Genomic DNA, 18,848 nt, shown 5'->3' with positions numbered 1-18,848 from the left:
GATTACATTGGCGGGCTTGTCGGCGCTCGGAGCATCAGCTCAAAGCAAAGCCGTTGCAGCACCGATGGAAGACAGGAATCTTGTTGTTGACAATACGCTCGACAGTCTCAACAAGGTGCGTTTTTCACGTCCTGCGCCCGGATCGTCACGTAAAGGTGACAATCCGGTCTTGTTTCTCGTTGGCAACTCGACCATGCGCACCGGTACACTTGGTAACGGCAATAACGGACAATGGGGATGGGGCCGCTTCTTCCCGGATTATTTCGATGAAGACAGGATCACGGTTGAAAACCATGCTCTTGGAGGCACAAGCAGCCGTACATTTTATGAACGCCTTTGGCCCGATGTCCTTGCCGGTATCCGCAAGGGAGATTGGGTCATGATCGAACTTGGTCATAATGACAATGGCCCTTACGACAGCGGACGTGCAAGAGCCTCAATCCCCGGAACCGGCAAGGATACACTCCATGTCGTGATCAAAGAAACCGGAGAACATCGTGTTGTATATACCTATGGTGAGTACATGCGCCGCTTTATCCGTGATGCAAAGGCTAAAGGTGCCAACCCGGTTCTGCTTTCTCTGACACCCAGAAACGCATGGGCTGATGCTGACAGCACTGTCATTGAACGAGTGTCGGAGACCTTCGGGCTTTGGGCGCGCAGGATTGCCAAAGAAATGGAGGTGCCGTTTATTGATATCAACGAGATCTCGGCTGCGAAATTCGAACGTTTCGGCAAGGACAAAGTGAAAACGATGTTTTATCTTGACCGGATACATACAAGCGAGTTTGGCGCAAAAGTCAATGCCGAGTCTGCCGCCGAAGGATTGAGATCGCTGAAAAAATGTCGTTTGTCATCCTTCCTTAAACCGCTTGCCTATGACACTGTCACCGGTCATACCCGCAAACCTCGCCGCCCGGTCGTATTCACCATTGGAGACAGTACTGTCAAAAATGAAGATTCTGATGAAAATTCAATGTGGGGTTGGGGCAGTGTGCTTCAGGAGTATATTGATCCGGCTCGTGCTTCTGTTGAAAATTATGCAGTGCCGGGGCGTAGTGCCCGTCTCTTTTTGGATGAGGGACATTGGGACCGTATTTACAACGCGCTTCAGCCGGGTGACATCGTTTTGATCCAGTTCGGTCATAATGATGCCGGGCCAGTCAACACAGGTAAGGAAAGAGCGGAACTTCCCGGAACCGGAGGCGAAAGCAAGGTTTTCAAAATGAAGAGCACCGGACAATACAAAGTGGTCTATACCTATGGCTGGTATCTCAGGAAATTCATAATGGATGCCAGGGAAAAGGGTGCTGTGCCTGTTGTCATAAGCCATACACCGCGCAACAAGTTTGACAATGGTCTGATCGAAAGCAATAAGAAATCCTTCGGTTTATGGACCGCGCAGGTTTCAGAGCAGACCGGAGTCACGTTCATTGATCTGAATTCAATCGTCGGACAGAAATTGCAGCACATTGCTGATTATGACGGGCTGAAATCAGTCAATAGCTATTTCAAGAACGATCATTCGCATTTTTCTTTATCCGGTGCGCGGCTCAATGCCGAGGAGGTTGCACGTGTGGTAAACTCAATGCTGGATGTCGGGAACAAATAGAGGATCCGCTATCCAAAATAACAGACTTGCCGGCAAGATCCAATGCGATCTTGCCGGCAAGTTTTCTATACGGCTTACATAATTGGGTCAAATAAAAAAGGTAGCAGGACTATAAGCCGGGTTATGTCACCGCGGGACTTCTACACTTTGGATCCGAAGATCCGGAAGGTTGCCGCGGCGCCCGTGTCATTTATCTAATCGGTGCCTCGCATCGCTTCGGCACTCCAGCAGCCTACCCCCCGGCATATGGACGAGCAGCCCATTGTGACCACTCCCTTGAGGGAGCATTCTGTCACACGCCGGTATACATGGCCTTGCAACCCATAAGACGTGCGGCGTGCCATGTCGCCATGACACCCGGTGGGCTCTTACTCCACCTTTTCACCATTGCCGATACAATCCGTTCACAAAGAGCGGAATTCGTGTCGGCTGTTATTTTCTGTCACGCTACTCTGCCGTCACCGACAGCTCACTGTTAGAGAGTATGGTGCTCTGTGTTGCCCGGACTTTCCTCTTGCCGCTCCGGAGATCAACTCCATCGGCAAGCGACACAAGCGTCCTGCTACCGCGACAAAGTTACGAATAAATTTCATGAAATCTTTGTCTGTGCCGGTAATTTATAGTATTTTTACAGATAAAACCGATTATTGCCATGACTTTTGCTGAGGTTCTTCTTCCTGTCCCGATTGTCGGGACCTTTACTTACAGTGTCCCTGAGGATCTGGTGGCCGATGTAAAAATCGGGTGTCGGGTCATCGTTTCTTTCGGCCGGAAGAAATTCTATACCGGAATTGTTGTGGCCTTGACGCCGATCGCTCCACAGGGATATGAAGTGAAGGATATCGCTCTTGTCGTGGACCGGCAACCGGTGGTGCGCCATCCTCAGTTGAAATTGTGGACCTGGATGGCTGATTATTATCTCTGCACTCCCGGAGAGGTGATGAGAGCTGCTATGCCGGCAGGACTTAAGATTGAAAGCGAGACTTTCATATCTCCGGATCCGGACTATGAGGAGCGGCCTGACCAAAGGCTTAACACCCGTGAAGTCGTTGTGATGAACTATATTCTTGGGTGTGACAAAAAGCAGCCGCTTGATCTGATCGGGAAGAAAACCGGGTTTGCGAACATAGGCCCGATCATAAACTCTCTGCTCGAAAAAGGGGCTGTGCAGATTTCCGAAAATCTGGTTGAACGTTACCGTTCAAAAAAAGAGACTTATGTCAGGCTCACGGCTGAAAAGGGTGATAATGCGGCTTTGCATGCGGCATTTGATTCCGTGCGTTCCGGCGGTATGCAGGAAAAGGCTCTGCTGGCTCTGCTGGAGCTTTCGGCATTCATGCGCAAGGATACGACAGAATTGATCGAGGTGACGCGTGCGGAATTGCTGGAGCGGTCCGGTGTCACTACTGCTGTGATTGCCGCAATGGCGAAAAAGGGGATTGTGGAGGTCTATAAGAAAGAGATCAGCCGTTTTTCTTATTCCGGGCTTGTCTCAGGAGAGTTGCCTGTGCTGAGTGATCCACAGTCGGCAGCTCTTGACCGGATTCATAAGTCCTGGTTTGAAAAAGATATAACTCTCCTTCATGGAGTCACCTCAAGCGGTAAGACCGAGATCTATATTCATCTCATAGATTATGTGTTGAAAAACGGACGTCAGGCGTTGTATCTTGTGCCTGAGATCGCGTTGACAACCCAGCTGACACGCCGACTTCAGAAGGTGTTCGGTGAAAAGGTGGTGATCTATCATTCCAAGTTCTCGGACAATGACCGTGTTGACATCTGGAAAAAGCTGCTTGCGACATCCGAGCCATGTGTGGTGATCGGTGCCCGTTCGGCGGTTTTTCTGCCTTTTGCTTCGCTCGGACTTGTCATTGTTGACGAGGAGCATGAGAGTGCCTACAAGCAGCAGGATCCGGCTCCGAGATACAACGGGCGCGATGCTGCGATTGTCTTGGCGTCAATGCACGGCGCCAAGACGCTTTTGGGTAGTGCCACACCTGCAATTGATACATATTACAAGGCTTTGAACGGGCGCTTTGGCCTGGTTGAGCTTAAAGAACGCTACGAAGGGCTGAAACTTCCGCAGATGCAGATAGTCGATATGGCCGCCGCCAGGAAAAGGGGAGAGGTCGATGGCGCATTTTCGATGCTTACACGCCGTTTGGTCAATGAGTCGCTGCAAAGGGGCGAACAGTCAATTCTGTTTATAAACCGCAGAGGCTATGCGCCGATTGCCCGTTGTAAACTCTGCGGCTATGTGCCGAAATGCGAGAAGTGTGATGTCTCGCTTACTTACCATCGCCATTCCGATAAGCTGATATGTCATTATTGCGGTACCCCATACAGTGTTCCGGATGTTTGTCCGGCATGCAAGGAGCCTGGAATCGAAGTGCTCGGCTATGGAAGCGAGCGTGTCGAGGAAGAGATTGACTCGCTGTTTCCGACAGCGTCCATCGCGCGCATGGATCTTGACACAACCCGCAGCAAGGATGGCTATGAAAATATAATTGACAATTTCTCGAAAGGGAAGTCCCAGATATTGGTCGGGACACAGATGGTGACAAAGGGGCTGGATTTCGGGCGTGTGAGCGTTGTCGGTGTGATCAATGCCGACAGCATTGTCAATTTCCCGGATTTCCGGTCGTCGGAACGCGCGTTCAACATGATCGAGCAGGTAGCCGGACGAGCCGGTCGCAAAAGTGATAATGGAGTAGTGGCTATTCAGACCTATAATCCGTCACATCCGCTGTTTGACTATCTTGTCCGCCATGATTACGAAGGCCATTACAAGAGGGAAATCAGCGAAAGGGAACAGTATAACTATCCGCCCTTTGTCAGGATAATCTATGTCTACATAAAGCACAAGGATCCCACTGCCGTTTCTACAATCGCATTTGAGTTTGCCTCGCGTCTGAGGACTCTGCTCGGCAATCGTGTCAGTGGTCCTGACGAGCCTTATGTATCCCGGATCCAGACTTTGTATATCCGGAGGATAATGCTTAAGATCGAGACTCAGGCCTCAATCTCGAAAGTGAAAAGTCTTTTGAATGATATAAGGATTGAGATGACCAACAACCGTATGCTGTCAGGAGCGCTTCTTTACTACGACGTCGATCCAATGTAAGGCATAGCAAAGAGGGAAGGCCCCGAATGCACCGATTGCATCGGCAAGCCCGTCGGCCATATCACCGCTGCGGCCGACAGCCATTGCGCTTTGGACAAATTCAACCGCGATTCCAAAGAGTGTGACAACAAGACATGCGCCCAACGCCTGCCTGACGTTGAGCTTTTTCTTCATGAGATTACGCTCGAAAATATAGGTGAGAGCCAGACCTCCGAACATACAGCAGTGTGCGAGTTTGTCGGCACCCGGAAATAAAGGAAGTTCCTCCTCCCCAAAAGGCTTGGGAAGGAGGGTGAGATACAATATTATTACCGCCACAGCTGAAGTCAGCTGATAGGATGGGATAAAACGAGGTATCTTCATCTGTTGAAACCGGTTTATCGTGCAGCCATCAGTCCGGCATTGACCATCTCACGATAGGCCATCAGACCGTTGTCCGACAGTTCGACGATGCTGCGGCTTCCATCCGGCGCAGGCATTGCCACGTGTGATTCGTCAATGAATGTCATGAGTTCATAGCTTTCACCACCGGGTACTGCGACGCTCCATGTCTGATCATCTTTGTCGAAATCGAGGCGCACGACAGATTTGTCATTCTCCGATGTGATTGTATAGCCTTTGCCATCACATTCCACTATGTAGCGGCCGTCTTTTCCGTCGATCACTTTTTTGCCGGCAGCCACAGGATTGTCACCGCTCCAGAATTCAATGGAGTTGAGGACGAGAACGTCAGCCAGGCAGGATACTTCGTAAACAGGGATAACCCAAAATGCGAAAAACACAAGTTCATTTACGAATTTGTTGCCGACCTGCTTATTCCATGACAGGAGTTTGTTTGTCAGTGCAAAACTGCCGATACATGAAGTTGAGAGCATCGAGCCGGTGAGAGCAATTGCGATTGCAACAGGTAAATAGCGTTTTTTCATCAGAAGTAAAAATTATAGTTGAAGGTGAATGTTAATTCTTTTTAGAGGGCTTAATTTACTGATTTTTTAGCCCTGAGTGCGATGTCTAAGCTTTTATCCGGGCCTTGTTGTAGAATTTGTAGACGCGATTGACATAGTCAAATGTTTCACGTCCACGGGAATATCCATATTTTACAACCGGATCCTTGTAATATTTCGGATTTGATTTCCAAAGGATTGCTTTTGCAACATTGTTGTCCCACTTCTGAGAATTGAGACCGTATTTTTTTGCAAGATTTATAGCGTCATAGACATGCGCGATTCCGGAGTTATAAGCGGCAATGACGAATTTCTTGCGCTCTTTTTCATCAGGCACTTTGGATGCCAGCTGCTTGTCAAGATCCCGCAATAGCTTCAGTGCGGTTTCGATGGCAACATCATTCTGCATTACGCTTTTGGCTGTCTCTCCATATCCTTTTGCCGTGCGCGGCATGATTTGCATCAGTCCTCTTGCTCCGGCCCAGGAAACGGCGGTCGAGTCAAATTTGCTTTCCACATAGGCCTGAGATGCCAGTAACTTCCAGTCCCAGCCATAGTCTGCCGCGTATTGCTTGAACAAATGGTCAAACGGGGAGACATTGCTGCCGTTGAACGCATAACGTCCGCCCGGATCGTTTTTGCTCATCTCGAAATATCGTTTGAGCAGCATTGCCTGTTCCTGACGCGGTTTGTCGCTGTTGAGCCATGCGTTTATGCTGTCGCCCAACCAGGCTTTATCCGGTGCGACAGCCCAGGCTGAACGCTGTTCGAAACTCAGCGGCAGAGTAATGTCAAGATCATTGTAATATGTCTTATTGATCCTGGCTATGTCGCTGTCAACGACAGTCAATGGGATGGAGCCTTCGCTGACCATTGCGATCAGATCTTCGGTGATCATGGTGTCGCGGTTGACTGTGTGGATGTTTATTCCTCCTCCGAGTTCGTCATTCAGGTTGCGGATGCGGGCTTCGTATTTCGAGTCGGCTTCGACATAGACATCTTTTCCGACAAGATCGGTTACGTCGCTGATGATTTCGACTTCATCCTTTTTCGGTTGTACAAGAACCTGCGTGGTTACAGTTTCCGGTCCGCAGGCAACCACTTTGTTTTTGTATTCCGCTGTGACCGGGACTTCATAAGCTATCAGATCCACCAGCCCTGAATCAAGCATCTCGACAGCACGAGAAAGAGAGGGGGCTATCTCCATTTTCAGAGCGATCTCCTTGTCAACGGCCATTGATGTGACAAGCTCATAGTCATAACCCATTTCCTGCCCTTTGTAGATGAAATACGCTTCAGGACTGTATAAGGTGACCACTCTTAACGTGTCGGGGAACTTGTGAGAGCCGTCCGGCATGTCATTCCCATTTGACGCTCTGTTTCGCCCACAGCTGTAAAACATGGCGAAACAGAGCGTAAATGCTGTGATAGATAATAATTTCAAACCATTCTTCATAAGATATGCGTCAGTTAAAAGGAGGTAGGATCAGTTATTATATTTGCGCATAGTTCTCAATGAAAGAGATGGCAGGCCGGAAGATCCGAATCGGATCAATACTCAAATATGCCGGCAGAAGTCTTTATTGTCAGCTTGTTGGCCGGAGCGTCTTCCACATGGCCGATAATTCGGGACTCGATGCCGAATTCTTCTGCGATAGCCATGACTTTGTCTGCGGCTTCCGGACGCACATAGATTTCCATACGGTGTCCCATATTGAATACTTTGTACATCTCGCTCCAGGGTGTTCCGCTCTCCTTCTGGATAAGATCGAAGAGTGGGGGTATCGGGAACATGTTGTCTTTGATGACATGCTTGTTTTCGACAAAATGCAGCACCTTGGTCTGAGCGCCACCTGTGCAGTGGACCATGCCGTCGATCTCAGGACGCATGTCGCTGAGAAGTTTCTTGATGACAGGTGCATAGGTGCGGGTGGGTGACAGAACCAGCTCTCCGGCGGTAAGCGGAGTTCCGGCAACGGGGTCTGTAAGTTTCTTTGATCCTGAATATACCAGATCCTCAGGAACATCGGCGTCAAATGTCTCAGGATATTTCTCGGCAAGATATTTCGCGAAAACATCATGACGGGCGGAAGTCAGACCGTTGCTGCCCATGCCTCCGTTGTAGCGGGTTTCGTATTTGGCCTGTCCGAATGATGCGAGTCCGACAATAACGTCACCAGCCTTGATATTGGCATTGTCAATGACATCTGCACGGCGCATACGGCAAGTGACAGTCGAGTCTACAATTATGGTTCTCACAAGGTCGCCGACATCGGCAGTCTCTCCTCCGGTGGAATGGATTCCAACACCCATTTCCCTGAGTGTGGCCAGAAGTTCTTCAGTGCCGTTGATAATGGCTGAAATGACATCGCCGGGAATGAGATTTTTGTTTCTGCCGATGGTTGAGGATACGAGGATATTGTCAGTTGCGCCGACACAGAGAAGGTCGTCGATATTCATTACAAGTGCGTCCTGAGCAATGCCTTTCCAGACGGAAAGATCTCCGGTTTCGCGCCAGTAGGCATAGGCCAATGACGATTTGGTTCCAGCTCCATCGGCGTGCATGATGTTGCACCATTCCGGATCGCCTCCTAAAATATCAGGGATGATCTTACAAAATGCGTGAGGGAATATGCCTTTGTCGACATTCTTGATTGCGTTGTGCACATCCTCCTTTGAGGCGGATACACCGCGGAGATTATAGCGCTGATCACTCATAATTTCTCGTAGATGGTAGTTTAACAAACGTGAGGTAAAACTTGTTTGGCTAATATTTTTACAAAATTACAAAATTTTTATCTAAACACCGAGCCTTTTTGTATTTCTATGCACAATCAGCCTTTTCAGCATACTGCAAAGACTTGATTTAGGCAATTATAGAGTCAGACAGGGATCGACAGCATGGGGATGTCGGAATGGAAGAGCAATTTGTGGGCCAGGGTCGGGCTGAACAGCCTTGCAAAGATGTTTTTGTGAGGAGTAGGGACCACTATAAGCTCTATTTTGTTCTCGCTGTCAAGGACTCTGAATTCCTCAATTTCGTTGGAATGCGACATCTGAAGCGCTTTGAAGGTGTATGCCGGATAGTTTTTCAGGCAGTATTCCTTGAGATTGTTCAAGGCATCGGAATCACCGGCTGGTTTTTTCTTTGACGGGATGGAAGCCAGTGTTACCGAGAGCGACTGTTCGGGGAAGAGCCGGTAAAGCGCATCAAGAGCCAGGATGTCCTGCTGACGCGAAGAGGCAAAGTAAACCACTTCATGAATATCGGATGCAGATTTGAACCGCAGAATTTCAGGGACGGTGAAGATGCTGGACCGACAGGAATCGAGAACTTCCGCTGTCACACTTCCGAGCATATCTCTGGACTGTTTGTTGGCGCCGCGTGTCCCCATGACGATCAGCATAGGATGATGGGTCGAGGCATAATCTGTGATTACCTCTTCCGGTAAACCTTCGTTGACCTCAGAGGTGAATACGACAGGCGGTAGCACCCCGTCTTTCATCTTTTCCCGCAACAAGGTCTCGAATTCCTTCATCTGTCGGTTCCCGATCTTGTTCAGTTCCATTTCTTCCTGAATATCCATGGCAGCTTCGGCTGACGAGTCGAAAGTCATCGAGTCGGAAAGCTGAAGTGACGCGCTGTTGACAAGCATCGGATCAATATATGTGTGAAGCAGTCTGATCCGTGCTTTATGGGCCGCAGCTATTTTGAATGCCATGAAACAGGCCTGACGTGAAGAGTTGGAAAAGTCGATCGGGACAAGTATCTCCGCGCAGCCGTCAGGACATTCTTTAAGTGCCGACGGCGCGAAGATCTCAATGTTTTCAATCACCCGGAGAGCCAGAGGGAGATCACTTTCATTGATCCGCACTCTGATCCCTGATGAAACGACAGGTGTCGTGAGATTGACATTCTGCAATGTGACTTTCACTCCTTCACCTTCGAGAATATTTTTAAGTTCATGTGCCTTTTCATAAGTGTGTATGGCAATTGTTATCAGACGATCCTCCGGCATAAGCATTATTTGTTAGTTTTTAAAACGGGGAGATTGACATGAGATTTTGCTCTCTTTCAGTCATAAAAACAAATAAAAGGGCAAAAAGCCTTTGGGATAACAGACTTTTTACCCTTCTGAGAATGTTTTTATGCAATTTATAGATTACTTAGTCTTCTTTATTCTGGCATTGGATTATTTCCACGGCCATATCATATATGGTGGTATCGTCGAGGACTACTATGCCGCCATTGGGACCAGGTTCAATATGAACGCCACAATTTTTACCGAACTCGTAATTGGTGCCGCCAAAATAATTTCTTACTGTCTGCGGAGTGACATTAAGCTTGTCAGCGATCTGACGGATTGAACCATCAGGCAAACTGTCTTTGATGCGGCGAAGGTCGTTGAACGAGATAGTCTTAGTCATGATACTTATGGGTGTTTGGGGGTTAGTACTTAATTTAATTTTAGTTATTCAGTGGTATTTGGAGTTCCACGTCACTAAATTAAGTTTTAATTTCTAATCGGACAAATAAAATTGCTAAAAATTTTCTATGTTTAAAAACACCTTTTTCGAGTGAACTTTTATGTGCAATTTTAACTTAATGTATTTCAAGAAATAAGTCAATCCGTTCTTGGACCTGAACTATATTTTTTCGACCGCAGAGGCGTTGATCCATGCTCTGTGAGCATTGTCGACCTGTACGTCATACCAAAGGGCATTAACCGAGTCTGTGGTCGACCGGACTGAATCCAGAATCTGGACTCTGGTTCCCTCATGAAGCAGCATGGCTTCCTGGTTTCTGTCTTTCGGGATGCGTGGCGATGTGCTCAGAATTGTCGATGGGGCGGTTACAATTGCTACATCATCGGCCAGGGCGATGGATGCCGATCGGAAGGCCAGATAAATGAAGGCGCCACAGGCGATCAGTGTGACAATGCCGCCGAAGAATCCTGCTTTTCTTACTGCCACAAGATTTGAGAAGATATAAGCAGCGACTCCGCTCAGGGTGAGAATGAAGCAGGCAAATGCGAGCCAAGCCCAGGTGTTGGATTTAGCTGAGTTGGCAACGGCATCAAGAGCATTGCCGACAAACGATCCGCGTTCGCCCGGACGGTCCGCTATTTTGCTATTGACGAATTCCAGATTGTTGCGGGCGTCTTCGAATGTCGGATCAAGCCGTAAGGCGCGTTCGTATGCGAGGATTGATTTGCCTAATTCTCCCATACGGTAGTAGCTATTGCCCAGATTGTACAGGATTTCAGCTGAAGTGCCTTCTGTGTTGATGACATGCTGATAGGCGGCTGCGGCTTCTTGAAAATTGTCAGCCGTGTAGGCTGAATCCGCTTGCTGTAAAATCTCGGTAGTCTGAGCTGAAATAACAGAGCAAAAGCAGATCGCTGTCAGCAGGGATATTATTTTTCTCATCGTTTGCAATTTTCAAGGTTATTAATGACGTTTACGCCTCTCTCATATACATTGTCCATGCGGCTTGAGCTGTCCGGTGTGTAACGAGCCATTTCGCAGTCGTCAAGGACTTCAACAAGCCCGTTGGTGCTCTCCTCGGAGTATCCTTTTGATGCAAGGGTAGAGGAGATGTTCTCGCGTGAGAGCTGAGAGACTGGCATTGAAAGTTTGTCGGACAGATAGCCCCAGATAGCCCGAAGCATTTCTTCGTAGAACTTTTCGCTGTTTCCGGCTCTCATGAATGCCTCCGCAGCCTTGAGTCTCTTCTTGGCAACCTTGCTTGCCTTGGCGGTACGGCGACCGATGACATCGGCTGAAAGTCGGGCCTGACGGCGGTTGACAGCTACAAGACCTACGGTCAGAGCCAAAAATCCGGCATACATCAGCCAATACCAGCTTTCTGTTACAACCGGTTTGTGGACAGACTGCGGTTTTTTATCACCAAGGTAGATATGACGTATGTCTGAATTTTTATTTTCGACATCTTTCTGCTCTGACGACACGGGCGCAGACACGCCTTTCGCTACCTTGATTGAGTAGGTCGGAGTGGTCAGGGTCACGTATTGCTTAGTCTGCGGATTGAAATAAACGAATTTGTCGCTGCCGATCGAGAAGTCTCCGACGCTTTGCGGGACAAATGTGTATTCGATAGTCATCGTACCTGTGACATCATTGCCATTAGCCTCGGCCTGAATGTCGCTTTTGGGGGTGTACTGCTCAAACTCTGACGGGAAATCAATGACAGGCTCTTTGACATATTTGATGTTTCCGGTACCGGTTATAGTGTAGATGAGAGTAGCCGGATCGTTTGTGCGGAATGAGTTTCCTACCAGACGGCTGTCAATGCTGAATGTGCCAACCGCACCGGTGAATCCTTCCGGCTGTGGTTGCGGCAGAGGCAGAATATTGAGTGTGCCGGTGTTGGAGCTGACTTTTATTTTCGCTTCCCGCGGCTGGCGGACCTGGAACATTCCCATGTTGACATTGTCATACTGCACAACGGAAATATCGTAGTTGCCGGAATTGATTGTCAGTTTGCCGCTTTTCTGAGGGAAGATTATACAGCGTTTCAGGACTGCTGTCATGTAATTCTGGCCTTTGTAGGTCTCCATCTCGTTGAGAGAGGGCTGCACATCAAGTTCCTGAATAAGACACCCGTCAAAAGATGGCTGCTTGGTCGGCATGAATGATGAAATACTGTACTTTGTATAGAGCTTTATCGTACATGCGATGGCTTCCTGCTCATAAGCGGATGATTTTGAAAGGATGATCCGTACAAAGACATCATCGCTGTTGACACGACGGCCTGCCGCCTGAGTATCGACATCATCCACATCGACCGGACGCTGTGATGCCGGAGTGTTTCGGTCGGCGCTCTCGTGAACTGTGAAAGTGACAGCCTTGGTCGTGTAGCGCTTGCCGTCAGCCATCACAGAAGCTGCTGGAATGGTATATTGGCCAGCTTTTCCGGCTTTATAATAGTAGGTGTATTCTATGGATGACGAAGATGTGGCCCGACCGCCGACAACCTGATAGCTCTGGCGCTGTGAGGTAGACGGTCCGTAGAGTAGGGTACAGCCATTGATCTGAGAGACGTTCAGATCCGAGCCATCAGCGTTGTTGAGCTTGAACGTGATTGGGAAACGGTCTCCTTCATAGACCCGTGTCGGGGGCTGGACCGAAAAGCTCACCTGCGCGAACAAATTCTGGCAGATAAGAAAGGTCCCTAACAGTATAAATAGTGAAAAGCGTTTCATTCCTTAAGATCTGAATTTATAAATTACCATGGATTAGTGACAGGGCGGCGTGATGGAGCGCCGGTTTTCTTTTTCTCAGCATTGATGCGGGCGCGGGTGGCGTTTTCTTCGTTCTCCATCGCTTTCAGAATCTTTTCAGCATTCTGCTGGCTGATGCCGCTTTGTTGCTGCTGTTGCTGATTCTGCTTCTGCTGATCCTGGTTTTGCTGTTGCTGCTGTTGATCCTGATCCTTATTCTGGTCCTTATTCTGGTCCTGATTTTGATTGTTTTGATTCTGCTGCTGATCCTTGTTCTGATCTTTTTTGTCCTGATCCTTATTCTGATCTTTGTTCTGATCCTGGTTCTGTTGCTGTTCCTGCAAGCGTTTTTGTGCGATGCGCAGATTTTCACGAGCCTGATCATTGTCAGGATTTTTACGAAGAGTGTTCTTGTACAACTCTATGCTTTTGGCATAGTCCTGAGCATTGAAGGCGATATTTCCAAGATTGTAAAAGGCTTTCTCTGCGATCGAGATGTTTTCGGCGTCACGGGTGAGATTTTGAAGGATGGTTGTCGCTTCTTTCTGAGTCTCACCGGAAGCCGAGCCTTGACGCAGCAAAGAGGCCGCAAGGTTGAACTGGGCAATCTCGTTCATGGCGTTTTCCTGCAATGCCTTGCGATATGCTACTTCAGCTTCGGCATAACGCTCTTCATGGTAGAGTTTGTTGCCATCTACGATGTAGTTTCTCTCGCTGCGTGTGGTGCCGGACTGGGCATTAGCGGATGAGAGCGCCGATATGAGTAATGTAAATAATAAGAATCGTTTCATTTGTTTCCTCCTTCCTCTTTTGTGAAGAATCGGTACTTCTTGAGCCATGATATTTTGCGGGTGACTGTGACAGAGTCAATCAGGAGCAAAATGAGGGCGATTGCCGCAACAATGGGGAATTGCTCGCTTTGGGGTGAAAAAGACTTGCGTTCGAATTCGCCCTGAGTCAACTCGTTCATCTTGTCGTCAATGGCTGAAATGGCTGAGTTTGAGGCGCCGTTGACGTAGATACCTTTACCTGCGGAAGCTATCTGGGAGGCTGTGGCTTCGTCATGGCGTGTCACAACCTCTTCTCCGGTCATGGGATTGATCATGTAGTGGCCGTTGCCAAGCGGAATTCTTGCACCCTTGGCTGTTCCGAGACCAATGACATCAACCTGAATTCCTGCATCGGCTGCACGCTTTGCCGCATCGACAGCATTGTCTTCGAAGTTTTCACCGTCGGTGATGACGATGATTGCTTTGCCCATGTCATCGGTAGGGGTGAAAGAGTTCATTGCCATTTCAAGCGCGGTGCCGATAGCTGTTCCCTGGGTCGGGACAATGTCAGGAGTGATGCCGTTGAGAAACATCTTGGCAGAAATGTAGTCTGACGTGATCGGAAGCTGTGTATAGGCATCGCCTGCAAAGACAATCAGACCGACTTTGTCGTTTGACATCTTGTCGATAAGTTTCTCAAGAATATGTTTTGCTCTTTGCAGACGGCTGAGTCCGTTGTCGCTGTCCGTTATGGATGCAAGCATCGAGTTTGAGACGTCAAGACAGACCATCACCTCGATTCCGCGGGACGATGTCGTCTCTGACGCATCATCATCACGGCCTCCGATGGCGCGGGGACGGGAAATCATTATCACCAGCACGGCGATAATCAGAAGTGAGAGACTCATTTTCACCCAAGGCATATATTTTGACACCTCAGGCATCAGATGGGCTATCACTTCGGGCTTGCCATAACGGTTCATCTTGCGCCTGCGGCTCATGCGGCTCCATAAGAACAGACCTGCCACTAAGGGAAGCAGCAGTAGTAGGTATAGCAGATGTGGATAGGCGAACGAAATCATATTTCCAAGTTGTATTTCTTATGGAATGGTCCGGAACACGGTGTATCTTAATAACACTGCAAGACCGAAAAGGCTTAGGGCTGCGATTGCCCAGGGCAGATAGTCGTCTTCGGTGCTTGTAAAGTTCCTCAAATCCATCTTTGTTTTTTCCAGCTGATCAATTTCAGCGAATATCTCTTTCAGTACGTTGTTGCCTGTGGCACGGAAGTATTTTCCGCCGGTTGTTTCGGCTATGCTTCGAAGGGTAGCTTCGTCAATAACCACCGGGAGGTTTACATACTCGATACGGCCGAACATGTTTTCCTGCGGATATGGGGCTGTGCCGTTGGTTCCGATGCCGATAGTGTAGACTTTGATGCCTAACTGTTTGGCGATCTCGGCGGCGGTCAGAGGTGCGACATTGCCGGTGTTGTTAGAACCGTCAGTCAGAAGTATGATGCTTTTTGACTTTGCTTTGCCTTCTTTGATTCGGTTGATTGATGTCGCCAGACCGTCACCGATAGCTGTGCCGTCCTGAAGCATACCCATTTTGATGTCTCCGATATAGTTGGCGATCATTGAGCGGTCTGTTGTCATCGGGATCGCGGTAAAACTTTCAGCGGCAAAGATGACCACGCCGATATTGTCGCCCTCTCTGCCGGCTACGAATTTGGCAGCGACATCTTTGGCGGCCTCGAAGCGGTCGGGCTTGAAGTCACGCGCGAGCATACTGGTGGATATGTCCATTGCGAGAACGATGTCCGTACCTTCCACACTTGACGTATTCCAGGAATCGCGGGTCTGAGGCCTGGAAAGGACAACTATGACACAACCGATGGCGCCGAGTTGAAGTGCGAACAGCAGGTGGCGCATGGCGGCGAGTTTTGATCTACCTACGCGGCCGAATGACGAGACGGTCGAGACCTCCATTGAGGCATGGAGACCACGCTGTTTGAACACATACCATATAATCAACGGTATGAAGAGCAAAAACAGCCATAGATATTCGGGATGAGCCAATAACATATATTAAAGTCTAATTTTTAGTAGATTCTTCTTTGGGCGTTTCCTGTTTTTCGTCTGTCTCAGGGATTACAGGGCGAGGTTTGGTGTCCTCTACGAACTGCATGGCGGAATTGAATGCCCTGACATTGTCGTCAGGCAGAGGACGGACCTTGGCGAACTTCACAAAGTCTGCAGTCTCAAGCACACGTTCCATATTCTCTTTCGACAGGCGTGTTTCTTCGTTAGCCTCCAGCACACGGCGGATCTGAGTTGATGTCATCTCCATTGCATTGATGCCGAAACGTCCGTTGAGATAAATACGGAGAATGTCAGTAAGACGGGTATAGAATTCTTTCTCTTTGCCTTGTTCGCAGAGCTTTTCAGCGCGCAGGCGTGAAAGCTCGTCAATGGCCTTTTCATAAGGCGGGACGGGCTTGGGCGCAGGTGCGGCAAAGGGATTTTTCTTCTTTTTCATCATGTAGAAGACAAAACCTCCTATGGCAAGGACAATGATGACTGCGAGGATCCACAGACCGTAATCGACTATAAAGTCCGGCAGATAGTCAATGAAACTGCGGTCAACATCCGCTACGTCAGCATAGTCATGGATTGTCTCCAGTGAATCGACATCAACCGGGAAAACCTTAAGCACAAGTCTGTTTGATGCGATTGTTTCTCCGTTCGCGACATAAAGAATCGGTTTCAGCCGATAAACTCCGGAGTCAAAAGACTGCAAGACGATGTCCTGCCGGATTTCCCGACGTCCGCTTCCGTGCCCGGTGGTGTCGGCATTGAGATATTTGAGGATTTCAACCTTGTCGCAAAGGGAGTCTTTCGGGATAATCAATTGCCCGTCGGTGTTGTCGTCCGTGATTAGCTCGATATGGAGGGGCGTTGTGCGTCCCATCAGGAGAAAAGCCGAGTCAAGGCTGACTTTGAGACTTGGAACTCCTGCAAACGCTGACATTGATGATGTGAGCAGCACGAAAGTCAGCAAGACGGAACGGATATGTCGAAAGATATTCATGTTCAGCGGTCAATTAAAAGAGAAAGAGGGTGTGTTTCCTCAACGGACACCCCTGTTTTTGAATAAAGCCATCAATGAGTGGGCAAAATCTTCGTCAGTAGCGATGGACGCATGATCGACACGACATTTGCTGAATGTCTCGCTCATGGACTGCTGACGTTCATACCACCATTTACCGTAAGCCTGACGCGTGCGTTTTGAGGATGTGTTGATCCAGCGTGAGTCTCCGGTCTCAAGATCCGTCACCCGCATAAGGCCGACATCGGGCAGTGTCGTGTCTCGTTTGTCATAGACTTGTATCGCGATTACGTCATGACGGTTGCAGGCTATCTGCAACTGGCGGGTAAAGTCATGGGAATCGATAAAGTCAGATATGAGAAAGGTGGTGCACCGCTTTTTTAACGCATCAGTAAAGTAACGTAATGCCACTGAGATGTCCGTACCCTGATTCTCAGGCGTAAAGTCCAAGAGTTCGCGGATTATGAGAAGGATGTGTTTTTTGCCTTTTTTCGGAGGAATGAATTTCTCTATTTTGTCAGAGAAGAAGATCACTCCGATCTTGTCATTGTTGGTAATGGCCGAGTAGGCGAGAGTAGCGGCAATTTCAGCGATCATCTCTCTCTTTTCCTCTCCGACAGCACCAAACAGGCGGCTGCGCGACACGTCGACAAGGAGCATCACGGTCAGCTCGCGTTCCTCTTCATAAACCTTGACATAAGGATGGTTATGACGTGCCGTGACATTCCAGTCAATGTCACGGACATCATCGCCATATTGATATTCCCTCACTTCAGAAAAGGTCATGCCTCTTCCTTTAAAAGCCGTGTGGTATTCTCCCGCAAAAATGTTTTGGGAGAGACCGCGGGTTTTTATGTCGATTTTTCTGACTTTTCTGAGTAGTTCGTTTGCTTCCATGTAGAAAACATTAGAAAAGAAGAGGATTATTGGATCTTATCAGGGCACTTCGACCTTGTCGAGGATTTCAGAGATGACCTGATCGGTTGTAATGTTGTTTGCTTCTGCCTCATAGGTGAGTCCGATACGATGGCGGAGCACGTCATGACAGACGGCGCGGACATCTTCAGGAATCACATAGCCGCGACCGCGAAGGAATGCATAGGCTCTCGCTGCTTTTGCCAGGCCGATTGAAGCTCGCGGAGATGCACCGAAGCTGATCATTCCGGCGAGATCCTTGAGATCGTAGTCGCCGGGGTTACGGGTGGCGAATACGATGTCGACAATGTAACGTTCGATCTTTTCATCAAGATAGATCTTCTCGACGATCTTCTGCACTTCGAGGATTTCTTCCGGACGAAGAAGCGGACGCACTTCTGTTTTCACGCCGCTGATGTTCTGACGGATGATCAGTTTTTCTTCCTCTTTGGAAGGATAGCCGATTATGACCTTGAGAAGGAAACGGTCCACCTGGGCTTCGGGGAGCGGATAGGTGCCTTCCTGCTCAATGGGGTTCTGAGTGGCCATGACCAGGAATGGTTCATCAAGTTTGAAGGTCCGTTCGCCGATGGTCACCTGACGTTCCTGCATGGCTTCGAGGAGTGCGCTCTGGACTTTTGCCGGCGCACGGTTGATTTCGTCAGCAAGAACGAAATTGGCGAAAATCGGGCCGCGTTTAATCTGGAACTGCTCTTTCTGTACGCTGTAAATCATTGTTCCGATTACGTCGGCAGGGAGAAGGTCCGGAGTAAACTGTATACGGCTGTATTTTGCATCAATAATCTGTGCGAGAGTTTTGATTGCAAGGGTCTTGGCCAGACCGGGAACACCTTCCAGCAGTACATGTCCGTTGGAAAGGAGTGCGATCAGAAGTGAATCAATGAGATGCTTTTGCCCCACGATGGTCTGATCCATTCCTCGTGTCACAAGGTTGATAAAATCTTTCTTGCCGGCAACAAGATCGTTAAGTTCTCGAATATTAACCGATTCGCTCATAGTCTGAGTAGTGAGAGTTCTAAGTTGTGTATGTAATAGATTTTAATCCGCTAAGTTTGACAAACGGTTTACAAAATTATAAATAACAACAATTATTAGGTGAGAAAAGTG

The 18,848-nt window shown here is 48.6% G+C and carries 16 protein-coding genes and 1 other RNA gene; 2 read left to right on the top strand and 15 right to left on the bottom strand.

From position 1 onward, the window contains the following. The first annotated feature begins 7 nt into the window (after positions 1-7). Positions 8-1,612 (top strand): rhamnogalacturonan acetylesterase, encoded by a 1,605-nt coding sequence (locus K2H17_RS00925; RefSeq protein WP_363319919.1) that lies wholly within the window; start codon positions 8-10, stop codon positions 1,610-1,612. 96 nt (positions 1,613-1,708) lie between these two features. Here the strand turns inward: K2H17_RS00925 and rnpB are convergent. Further along, an RNA gene (gene rnpB / locus K2H17_RS00920) (RNase P RNA component class A) lies at positions 1,709-2,178 on the bottom strand. A gap of 86 nt (positions 2,179-2,264) precedes the next feature. On the opposite strand from rnpB, the gene priA reads away from it, so the two are divergent. Then, the gene (priA, locus tag K2H17_RS00915; RefSeq protein WP_300130299.1) at positions 2,265-4,736 is read left to right on the top strand and encodes a primosomal protein N'; all 2,472 of its coding nucleotides are present in this window, start codon (positions 2,265-2,267) and stop codon (positions 4,734-4,736) included. Here priA and K2H17_RS00910 read toward each other — a convergent pair. The 14 genes from K2H17_RS00910 to K2H17_RS00845 all read right to left on the bottom strand — a co-directional run bounded on the left by K2H17_RS00910 (position 4,698) and on the right by K2H17_RS00845 (position 18,737). Next, positions 4,698-5,099, bottom strand: coding sequence for a VanZ family protein (locus K2H17_RS00910; protein ID WP_300130295.1), 402 nt, complete (start codon positions 5,097-5,099; stop codon positions 4,698-4,700). The two genes, priA and K2H17_RS00910, sit on opposite strands and share 39 nt — an antisense overlap. Positions 5,100-5,113: 14 nt before the next feature. Then, entirely contained in the window at positions 5,114-5,662 is a 549-nt protein-coding gene (locus tag K2H17_RS00905; RefSeq protein WP_300130293.1) for a DUF3332 domain-containing protein, read from the bottom strand. 85 nt (positions 5,663-5,747) lie between these two features. Further along, complete coding sequence (locus tag K2H17_RS00900; RefSeq protein WP_300130290.1) at positions 5,748-7,037, bottom strand: transglycosylase SLT domain-containing protein; 1,290 nt, start codon at positions 7,035-7,037, stop codon at positions 5,748-5,750. A gap of 194 nt (positions 7,038-7,231) precedes the next feature. Continuing rightward, entirely contained in the window at positions 7,232-8,398 is a 1,167-nt protein-coding gene (locus K2H17_RS00895) for an AIR synthase related protein (RefSeq protein WP_300130287.1), read from the bottom strand. A gap of 164 nt (positions 8,399-8,562) precedes the next feature. After that, positions 8,563-9,699, bottom strand: a complete 1,137-nt coding sequence (locus tag K2H17_RS00890; protein ID WP_300130285.1) for a universal stress protein — start codon at positions 9,697-9,699, stop codon at positions 8,563-8,565. A 148-nt stretch (positions 9,700-9,847) separates the two neighbouring features. Beyond that, complete coding sequence (locus K2H17_RS00885) at positions 9,848-10,108, bottom strand: DNA-binding protein (protein ID WP_300130283.1); 261 nt, start codon at positions 10,106-10,108, stop codon at positions 9,848-9,850. Between the two features lie 219 nt (positions 10,109-10,327). Beyond that, complete coding sequence (locus tag K2H17_RS00880) at positions 10,328-11,110, bottom strand: tetratricopeptide repeat protein (RefSeq protein ID WP_300130280.1); 783 nt, start codon at positions 11,108-11,110, stop codon at positions 10,328-10,330. Then, complete coding sequence (locus K2H17_RS00875) at positions 11,107-12,906, bottom strand: BatD family protein (RefSeq protein WP_300130278.1); 1,800 nt, start codon at positions 12,904-12,906, stop codon at positions 11,107-11,109. The genes K2H17_RS00880 and K2H17_RS00875 overlap by 4 nt, the downstream gene beginning before the upstream one ends. A 23-nt stretch (positions 12,907-12,929) precedes the next feature. Then, a complete protein-coding gene (locus K2H17_RS00870) occupies positions 12,930-13,715 on the bottom strand; it encodes a tetratricopeptide repeat protein (RefSeq protein WP_300130276.1) in 786 nt (261 codons plus the stop codon). Continuing rightward, the gene (locus K2H17_RS00865; RefSeq protein ID WP_300130274.1) at positions 13,712-14,776 is read right to left on the bottom strand and encodes a VWA domain-containing protein; all 1,065 of its coding nucleotides are present in this window, start codon (positions 14,774-14,776) and stop codon (positions 13,712-13,714) included. Before K2H17_RS00865 ends, K2H17_RS00870 begins: the two co-directional genes overlap by 4 nt. Before the next feature lie 18 nt (positions 14,777-14,794). Further along, complete coding sequence (locus tag K2H17_RS00860) at positions 14,795-15,781, bottom strand: VWA domain-containing protein (RefSeq protein ID WP_300130272.1); 987 nt, start codon at positions 15,779-15,781, stop codon at positions 14,795-14,797. A gap of 10 nt (positions 15,782-15,791) precedes the next feature. Next, on the bottom strand, positions 15,792-16,787 hold the full coding sequence (locus K2H17_RS00855) for a hypothetical protein (RefSeq protein ID WP_300130270.1): 996 nt from the start codon (positions 16,785-16,787) through the stop codon (positions 15,792-15,794). 39 nt (positions 16,788-16,826) lie between these two features. Next, on the bottom strand, positions 16,827-17,702 hold the full coding sequence (locus K2H17_RS00850; protein WP_300130268.1) for a DUF58 domain-containing protein: 876 nt from the start codon (positions 17,700-17,702) through the stop codon (positions 16,827-16,829). Between the two features lie 39 nt (positions 17,703-17,741). Next, positions 17,742-18,737 (bottom strand): MoxR family ATPase, encoded by a 996-nt coding sequence (locus tag K2H17_RS00845; protein WP_300130266.1) that lies wholly within the window; start codon positions 18,735-18,737, stop codon positions 17,742-17,744. Positions 18,738-18,848 lie beyond the last annotated feature (111 nt).

The sequence above is a fragment of the Duncaniella sp. genome, assembly GCF_029054785.1.
In the GTDB taxonomy this organism is placed as follows: domain Bacteria; phylum Bacteroidota; class Bacteroidia; order Bacteroidales; family Muribaculaceae; genus Duncaniella.
This window is presented reverse-complemented; position numbering and strand designations above follow the sequence as displayed.